The 5919-nt window shown below is 64.1% G+C and carries 6 protein-coding genes; 4 read left to right on the top strand and 2 right to left on the bottom strand.

Features of this window, described 5'->3' with window-relative positions; genetic code table 11:
• Nucleotides 1-177: 177 nt before the first annotated feature.
• Nucleotides 178-957, bottom strand: coding sequence for an SDR family oxidoreductase (locus tag IVA80_RS27710; RefSeq protein WP_247437589.1), 780 nt, complete (start codon nt 955-957; stop codon nt 178-180).
• 182 nt (nt 958-1139) lie between these two features.
• Here IVA80_RS27710 and IVA80_RS27705 point away from each other — a divergent pair, with 182 nt between their 5' ends.
• From IVA80_RS27705 to IVA80_RS27695, 3 genes are read left to right on the top strand one after another with little or no spacing between them, the layout of a single operon-like run.
• Entirely contained in the window at nt 1140-1928 is a 789-nt protein-coding gene (locus tag IVA80_RS27705) for an enoyl-CoA hydratase/isomerase (RefSeq protein WP_247437587.1), read from the top strand.
• On the top strand, nt 1925-2911 hold the full coding sequence (locus tag IVA80_RS27700; RefSeq protein WP_247437585.1) for a phosphotransferase family protein: 987 nt from the start codon (nt 1925-1927) through the stop codon (nt 2909-2911). The genes IVA80_RS27705 and IVA80_RS27700 overlap by 4 nt, the downstream gene beginning before the upstream one ends.
• 3 nt (nt 2912-2914) lie before the next feature.
• Nucleotides 2915-3292: a DUF6285 domain-containing protein gene (locus tag IVA80_RS27695; RefSeq protein WP_247437583.1), complete on the top strand. Its 378-nt coding sequence runs from the start codon at nt 2915-2917 to the stop codon at nt 3290-3292.
• 122 nt (nt 3293-3414) lie between these two features.
• Here the strand turns inward: IVA80_RS27695 and IVA80_RS27690 are convergent, their stop codons facing one another.
• Entirely contained in the window at nt 3415-4194 is a 780-nt protein-coding gene (locus IVA80_RS27690; RefSeq protein ID WP_247437581.1) for an enoyl-CoA hydratase-related protein, read from the bottom strand.
• Nucleotides 4195-4404: 210 nt separating this feature from the next.
• Between IVA80_RS27690 and IVA80_RS27685 the strand changes: the two genes are divergently transcribed.
• Nucleotides 4405-5679 carry an acyl-CoA dehydrogenase family protein gene (locus IVA80_RS27685; protein WP_247437579.1) on the top strand — a complete coding sequence of 425 codons (1275 nt, stop codon included), beginning with the start codon at nt 4405-4407 and terminating at the stop codon, nt 5677-5679.
• The last annotated feature ends 240 nt before the right edge of the window (nt 5680-5919 follow it).

The following is a 5919-nucleotide window of genomic DNA, read 5'->3' as shown; positions in this document are numbered from 1 at the left end:
CCATCGCGTTGATCCCGTACAGAAGCAGGTTCCCGGCAAGCGGATGACGCAAAAAGGGATTGACTAACCAAGGCCCGTTACAGAAGCCCGGATGGAGCGTAGCGAAATCCGGGGGCTTGCCCCAAGTTACGCCGGTCCCGGATTACGCTGCGCTCCATCCGGGCTACACTTGAAAAATCAAAACGCGGTATAGCCGCCGTCGATCACGAACGTATCGGCCGTATGATACGACGACGCCTTGCTCATCAGATACACCGCGATGCCGCCGAAATCGCTGGCCTCGCCGAAGCGCCGCACCGGAATGCGCGGCATCACGTTGGCGACGAACTTCTCGTTGGCCATCAGGCCTGAGGTCATGTCGCTCTTGATCCAGCCGGGCAGGATCGCGTTCGCCGTGACGCCGTGGCGCGCCAGCTCCACGCCGAGGGCGCGCACTAGCGCGTTGATGGCGGCCTTGGTCGCCGCGTAATGCTCGTTGCGCGCGGTGCCGAAAATCGAGGCGAGGCTCGAGGTCGCGATCAGCCGGCCGAAGGGATCGCCGGCGTTGGCGCGGTCGGTCATGTGCTTCGCCGCGGCCTGGAACGCGTGGAACACGCCGTCGAGGTTGGTCGCAAACATCGTGCGCCATTCCTCTTCGGTGCGTTCGATGAAGGAGCGCCGGCCACCGCCGCCGATGCCGGCATTGGCGAAGCAGCCGTCGACCCGGCCGAAGGTGTCGAGCGTGGCCTTCATCGCCAGGTTGACGGAAGCCGGATCGGTGACGTCGCAGACGCGGGTGTCGACCTTGCCAGAGAGGCCCGCCATGCTCGCGGCAGCCGTCTTGTTCTTGTCAGCATTGCGGCCCCAGATCGAGACGCTGCAGCCCTGGCCGGCAAGCGCCTGCGCGATGCCGAGCCCGATACCGCCATTGCCGCCGGTGATCACGGCGACGCGGCCGGTGAGATCGAAGAGGTTCATGGCGCGTTTCCTGTTTTTGGCACGGCCGCACGCCAGCCTGTGCGCGCAAGATTGTGCGATACGACGACAAGGTATGTTCGGACCACCATGGACAAGGCCGCGGCAAAAATCAAATATGCGCCCCGGCAAAAAGGAATTCCGGTCTGCGAAACATCTTTAAGACTACAACTGACGAGGAAAACATGCAGTTCAAACACGTCACGCTCGATTTCGACGGTTCGGTCGCGATCCTCAGGCTCGACCATCAGGAGGTGATGAACGCCGTCTCCGTGGACATGCTGGGCGGCCTCGCCGATGCGCTCGACGCGATCGAGGAGAAGAAGGAGGAGGTGCGCTGCGTCGTGCTGACCGGCACGGGGCGGGCGTTCTGCACCGGCGCGAATCTCCAGGGCCGCAACAACCAGGCGAAGAAGACCAAGGCCGGTATGACGCTCGAGACCGGCTTTCATCCGTTCCTGCGGCGCATCCGCAATCTGCACTGCCCTGTTATCACCGCGGTCAACGGCCCGGCGGCTGGCGCCGGCATGAGCTTCGCACTGCTCGGCGACATGATTCTGTGCGCGCGATCATCCTATTTCCTGCAAGCCTTCCGCCGCATCGGCCTGGTGCCGGATTGCGGCTCGACCTGGCTCTTGCCGCGGCTCGTCGGCCGGGCGCGCTCGATCGAATTGTCGCTGATGGGCGAGCGGCTGCCGGCCGAGAAGGCGCTGGAATGGGGCCTTGTCAACCGCGTCCATGACGATGGCGTGCTAATGCACGAAGCGATGAAGCTTGCGCATGATCTTGCGAGCGGTCCGACAGTCGCTCTGGCGCTGATCCGCAAGCTCTACTGGGACAGCCCGGAGAATTCCTTCGAGGACCAGCTCAATCTCGAATTCCAGTGCCAGCTGCGTGCCGGCGACACGGACGATTTCCGAGAAGGCGTTGGCGCCTTCCTGGAGAAGCGTCCGGCGCAGTTCAAAGGCAAATGATCGAAGCGGAGCTTTCCCGCAGCGTCGTGCGATGGTGCGAGGGCGCCACCGGCGTCACGGCTGCTGCAAGATTGTCAGGCGGGGCCAGCCAGGAAACCTGGCGTTTCGACATCGAGCATCCCGATGGGCCGATCGGCGCGATCCTGCGCCGCTCGCCGAGGGGTTATGGCGCCGCTCCAACGCGCGCGGCGGGCCTTGCGGCTGAAGCGCGGCTGATGCAACTCGCCTATGAGGCGGGGGTGCCATCGCCGCGCGTGATGCATGTGCTGACGCCCGACGAGGATCTCGGCACCGGCTTCATCATGCAGCGGGTCGAGGGCGAGACCATCGCCCGCAAGATTTTGCGCGACGACGAATTTGCGGCGGCCCGGCCGCTGCTTGCGCGGCAGATCGGCGGCGTGCTGGCGCGCCTGCACAAGCTGCCCCAGGACAAGCTACCCGAACTGCGGCACATGACCGCGGCGAAGGAGATCGGCGAGTTCGAACGCGATTATCGCAGTCTGAACTGGCCCAAGCCCGTGTTCGAGCTGGCGCTGCGTTGGCTGCGCGACCACGATCCAGGACCCTCGGACGAGGAGACGCTGGTGCATGGTGACTTCCGTAACGGCAATCTCATCGTGGGCGCCGACGGCGTCCGCGCCGTGCTCGACTGGGAGCTCGCCCATCTCGGCGATCCCATGGAGGATCTCGGCTGGGTCTGTGTCAATTCGTGGCGCTTCGGCGAGCTCGACAAGCCCGTCGGCGGCTTTGGCTCGCGCGAGGAGATGTTCGCCGGCTATGAGGCCGCCGGCCGCAAGGTCGATGCAGCGCGCGTCAAGTTTTGGGAAGTGATGGGGACGCTGCGTTGGGGCATCATGTGCGGCGGCATGATGCAGCGGTTTCGCGAAGGCCCGGACCACTCCATGGAGCGCGCCATGATCGGCCGCCGAGCTTCGGAAACCGAGATCGATCTCTTGCGGCTGCTTGCGCCGCGCGGGGAGTGAAGCATGCAGGACGAACCGACACCGATCGAGCTGACCAAGGCAGTCGCCGATTTCCTCCGCAACGACATCACGCCGCTGATCTCCGGCCACCAGGCCTTCAAGCTCCGCGTCGCCGTCAACATCCTCGACCTCGTCGCGCGGCAGCTGATGCGGGAGGAGGGGAGCGACGCTGCGGAAATGGAGCGCCTGCGCGCGCTGCTCGGCATGGACGGCTCGGTGACCGATCTCAATCGTGCGCTCGCGGAGCGCATCGCCAAGGGCGAGGTCGACCTCGCGACGCCGGGTCTCGCCGAGCACCTCTGGCAGACCACGATGGACAAGCTCGCGGTCGATCAGCCGAGTTATGCCTCGTACAAGCGCGAGCTGTCGCGGAATCGCTAGGATGGGTAGAGCGAAGCGAAATCCATCATCTTAATCATTGCGCGGTCTATCGATGGGTTTCGCTGCGCTCTACCCATCCTACGCGCTTCGTTTCGCTCGCAATGACGAGGAGAGAGGATGTCCTACTTCCCCATCCATTTCGGCGGCCGCTTCTCCGAAAACGCCTTCGGGCCCTCGATGTAGTCCTGCGAGGCCACCATCGCCTTCACCGCCGGGTATTCCCGCTGCTCCTCGATTGCCTGCTCCAGCGACACGGCCAGGCCCTTCTGAATGGTCTGCTTCGAGGCCCGGATCGACATCGGCGAGTTCTTGGTGATCATCTCCGCCCAGCGTAGCGCGCCGGACAGCACTTCGCCCTGCGGCACCACCTCGTTGACGAAGCCGAGTTCGTGTCCCTCCTTAGCGCTGACATGACGCGCGGTGAGAATCATGCCCATGGCGCGCTTCAGCCCGATCTGGCGCGGCAGCCGGTGCAGGCCGCCGGCGAGCGCGGCGAGGCCGACGCGCGGCTCGGGCAGGGCGAAGGTCGCATTCTCGGAGGCAATGATCAGGTCGCAGGCCAGTGCGATCTCGAAGCCGCCGCCCATCGCGACGCCGTTGACCGCGGCGATGATCGGCTTGTCGCAGTCGAAGCGCGAGGTCAGTCCGGCAAAGCCGCCCTTGTCCCAGCCGCGCTTGCCGCCCGCCGCCTGCCACTTCAGATCGTTGCCGGCGCAGAACGCCTTGTCGCCGGCGCCGGTGACGATTGCGACCCATTGCTCGGGATCCGCGGAAAAATCGTCAAACACCTTTTGCAGCTCGAAATGCGCGTCGGTATGCAGCGCGTTGTAGACCTCGGGTCGCGACAGCGTGACGATCGTGATCGGCCCCTTGCGTTCCACTTTTGAAAATTTCAGCTCCATGGTCGCTCCGCAGTTTCTCGTGAAGGAATATTGGCGTCATACTAGCGCGCGGGCGCAGTTCAACACCATCGAATTGCGCGGGCGCGCCTTGCGCCTCTCACACGCCTCGGCTTGCTTGACTTGCGCACGCTCTTCTCGCCTTACTCGTGGGAAGCAAAAGCGCGCACAGCGCCTTAACGCAAAACGACAAAAATCATCCGGGAGAGAACCGTGGATTTCTCATTGCCTGCCGATCTCGTCGCCTATCTCGGAGAGCTCGACGGTTTCATCGAACGCGAGATCAAGCCGCTGGAAGAGGTCGACGACAATATCCGCTTCTTCGATCATCGCCGCGAATGGGCGCGCACCGATTTCGAGAATGCCGGCCTGCCGCGGCATGAATGGGAAGCGTTGCTGAGGAAGGCCAAGGACCTCGCCGATGCCGCCGGTCACCTGCGATTCCCGGTGCCAAAGCAATACGGCGGCAAGGACGGTTCCAACCTCTGGATGGCCGTGATCCGCGAGCATTTTGCGGCGAAGGGTCTCGGTCTGCACAACGACCTTCAGAACGAGCACTCCATCGTGGGCAATTTTCCGGTCGTCACCATGCTCGACCGCTGCGGCCGCGACGACCAGAAGGCGATGATCGACGGCTCGATCAAGGGCAAGTACCGCATCACCTTTGGTTTGACCGAGCCTAATCACGGCTCGGACGCCACCCACATGGAGACGCGCGCGGTGCCGGCGACCCGCGACAACGTCAAGGGCTGGATCATCAACGGCGAGAAGATGTGGACGACCGGCATGCACGTCGCCACGCATTGCGCGCTGTTTGCGCGCACCGGTGGCAATGACGGCGACGCGCGCGGCATAACTTGCTTCCTCGTGCCGGCGAAGAGCCACGGCGTGAAGATCGAGGAGTACATGTGGACTTTCAACATGCCGACCGATCACCCTCGCGTCAGCTTTACCGACGTGTTCGTGCCTGATGATGCGCTGTTCGGCGAGGTCGGCCGTGGTCTGTCGCTGGCGCAGTGCTTCGTGCACCAGAACCGCATCCGCCAGGCCGCAAGCTCGCTGGGCGCCGCCGTCTACTGCATCAATGAAAGTGTAAAGTACGCGCGCGAGCGCAAGCCGTTCGGCAGGGCGCTCGCGGAGAATCAGGCGATCCAGTTCCCGCTGGTCGAGCTTGCCACGCAAGCCGAGATGCTGCGGCTCCTGATCCGCAAGACCGCATGGGAGATGGACAAGCTCACCGAAGAGCAGATCGAGCGCACGCTCTCCGACCGCGTCTCCATGTGCAACTACTGGGCAAACCGCCTCTGCTGCGAATCCGCCGACCGCGCCATGCAGGTCCATGGTGGCATGGGCTACTCACGTCACAAGCCGTTCGAGCACATCTACCGCCACCACCGCCGCTACCGCATCACGGAGGGCAGCGAGGAGATCCAGATGCGCAAGGTGGCGGGGTTCTTGTTTGGATACATGGGGCCGGGGAAGCACTAGCGTTCGTAGCGAAGCGTCGCTGCCGTAGGGTGGGCAAAGCGAAGCGTGCCCACCGCGCCTCCGGCTATCGTCGCAAGATGGTGGGCACGGCGCGCGAAGAGCGCGCCTTTGCCCACCCTTGTATTAGCGCGCCGGACTATAATGGCGTCGTTCCGTGAGGAATGGCCCAGCCCGGGCGGCCACCCGAGCTGGGCCGCCGATCGATCGGATCGATGCCCACCGAAGCCTTGAGGGCTGCGT

It is taken from the genome of Bradyrhizobium sp. 139 (genome assembly GCF_023074175.1).
In the GTDB taxonomy this organism is placed as follows: Bacteria; Pseudomonadota; Alphaproteobacteria; order Rhizobiales; family Xanthobacteraceae; genus Bradyrhizobium.
This window is presented reverse-complemented; position numbering and strand designations above follow the sequence as displayed.